Genomic DNA, 2,281 nt, shown 5'->3' with positions numbered 1-2,281 from the left:
GCAAACCAGTGCTTGTGCCCCAGGGGCGTGATGAACAAGGGGCAGCCACCAGCCTGTTTGGACAAGGCCAGCAAGGAGCCTTCATCCATGTGGTCATAGTGGTTGTGTGACAGCAGCACCACGTCAATGTGAGGCAGTTGATCCAGCGTCAAGCCCGGTGGCGTCTGGCGCTTGGGGCCAGCCCATTGCACGGGGAAGCAGCGGTCCGAGAAGACCGGGTCCGTGAGGATGTTGATCCCACCCATTTGCGCCAGCACCGTGATATGGCCGATCCAGGTGACCGCGGGCTGCATGGCCAGGCCTGCCTGGGCATTGGCATGGATGAAGGTCAGATCAGGTGTGACCACGGGGATGGGCGTGCTGATGGGGCGAGGGTGCCCTGCACGCCAGGCCTGCCAGCGCCAGCGCAGCAACTCGTGCCAGCGCTTGCCTCTGAACGACTGGTAGTTGTTCTGGAAGCCATCAGGTCGATGGTGTTTCTTCGCCGGGTTGTAGTAGCGGTTCTTCATGTCCGTTGGTACATCCTGATCGACTGGTTCACACGCAAAACAAAGCCCCGAGAGGCGCAAAGCCTGTCGGGGCCGGGTGTTCAACTCAAGGCAGAGTCAAACCACTTCCTTATCAAGCCACGCTGACCGGAATCTTGCCGATCTTGGCCTGCCAGGTCTTGGGCCCTTCAATGTGGGCGCTGGTGCCGCCGCTGTCCACGGCCACGGTCACCGGCATGTCGACCACGTCGAACTCATAGATGGCTTCCATGCCCAGGTCGGCAAAGCCCACCACCTTGGCGGCCTTGATGGCCTTGGACACGAGGTAGGCCGAGCCGCCGACGGCCATCAGGTAAGCCGACTTGTGCTTCTTGATGGCTTCGATGGCGGCGGGGCCGCGCTCGGCCTTGCCCACCATGGAAATCAAACCAGTTTTGGCCAGCATCATTTCGGTGAAGCTGTCCATGCGGGTAGCCGTGGTGGGGCCTGCGGGGCCGACCACTTCGTCGCGCACGGGGTCCACAGGGCCCACGTAATAGATGACGCGGTTGGTGAAGTCCACAGGCAGTTGCTCACCCTTGGCCAGCATGTCCTGGATGCGCTTGTGGGCGGCATCGCGGCCAGTCAGCATCTTGCCGTTGAGCAGCAGGGTGTCACCCGGTTTCCAGCTCGCCACTTCGGCGGCGGTGAGGGCGTTGAGGTCCACCTTCTTGCTCTTCACGTAGTCGGGCGTCCAGGCCACGTCGGGCCAGAGGTCCAGGCTCGGCGGGTCGATGTAGACCGGGCCGCTGCCGTCGAGCACAAAGTGCGCGTGGCGCGTGGCGGCGCAGTTGGGGATCATGGCCACGGGCTTGCTGGCCGCGTGCGTGGGGTACATCTTGATCTTGATGTCGAGCACGGTCGTCAGGCCGCCCAGGCCCTGGGCGCCGATGCCGAGCGCATTCACCTTCTCGTACAGCTCCAGGCGCATCTCTTCGAGCTTGTTCAGCTTCTCGCCTTTGGAGGCCTTTGCCTGCAGCTGGTACATGTCCAGGTCGTCCATCAGGCTCTCCTTGGCCATCAGCACCGCCTTTTCGGCGGTGCCACCGATGCCGATGCCCAGCATGCCAGGCGGGCACCAGCCGGCGCCCATGGTCGGCACGGTCTTGAGCACCCAGTCGACCACGTTGTCGCCCGGGTTGAGCATGACCATCTTCGACTTGTTTTCCGAGCCGCCACCCTTGGCGGCCACGGTCACTTCCACCGTGTTGCCCGGCACGATCTCGGTGAAGATCACGGCCGGCGTGTTGTCCTTGGTGTTCTTGCGGTCGAACTGCGGGTCGGCCACCACGCTGGCGCGCAGCGTATTGTCGGGGTGGTTGTAGCCGCGGCGCACGCCTTCGTTGATGGCGTCGTCCAGGCTGCCTTCGAAACCTTCCCAGCGCACGTCCATGCCCACCTTCAGGAACACGTTGACGATGCCGGTGTCCTGGCAGATCGGGCGGTGGCCGGTGGCGCTCATCTTGCTGTTGGTCAGGATCTGCGCGATGGCGTCCTTGGCGGCGGCGCTTTGCTCGCGCTCATAGGCGCGGGCCAGGTGGGCGATGTAGTCGGCCGGGTGGTAGTAGCTGATGTACTGCAGGGCGGCGGCAACGGATTCGATCAGGTCGTTCTGGCGGATGCTCGTGGTCATGGCTTGGGGCAATGGTGTGGACGTGGACAACGGGTGCCACGCTGGTGGCGCGGCGCAAGGTCTGCTACGGTGGGATCAGCCTGCTATTTTGACAGGCCGAGCCTTTCAACGGCTGACGACT

General features: G+C 63.5%; 2 protein-coding genes. Both read right to left on the bottom strand.

All coding sequences use genetic code 11. From position 1 onward, the window contains the following. The coding region (locus VFW84_RS16950) for an MBL fold metallo-hydrolase (RefSeq protein WP_329681651.1) at window positions 1-509 on the bottom strand (509 nt) is incomplete at its 3' end. A 112-nt stretch (window positions 510-621) separates the two neighbouring features. Further along, window positions 622-2,160: a fumarate hydratase gene (locus tag VFW84_RS16945; protein ID WP_329681650.1), complete on the bottom strand. Its 1,539-nt coding sequence runs from the start codon at window positions 2,158-2,160 to the stop codon at window positions 622-624. Window positions 2,161-2,281 lie beyond the last annotated feature (121 nt).

The organism is Aquabacterium sp. (genome assembly GCF_036279655.1).
GTDB lineage: Bacteria > Pseudomonadota > Gammaproteobacteria > Burkholderiales > Burkholderiaceae_C > Aquabacterium.
The sequence above is the reverse complement of the archived record's forward strand: the minus strand, read 5'-3'. Positions and strand labels throughout refer to the sequence as shown.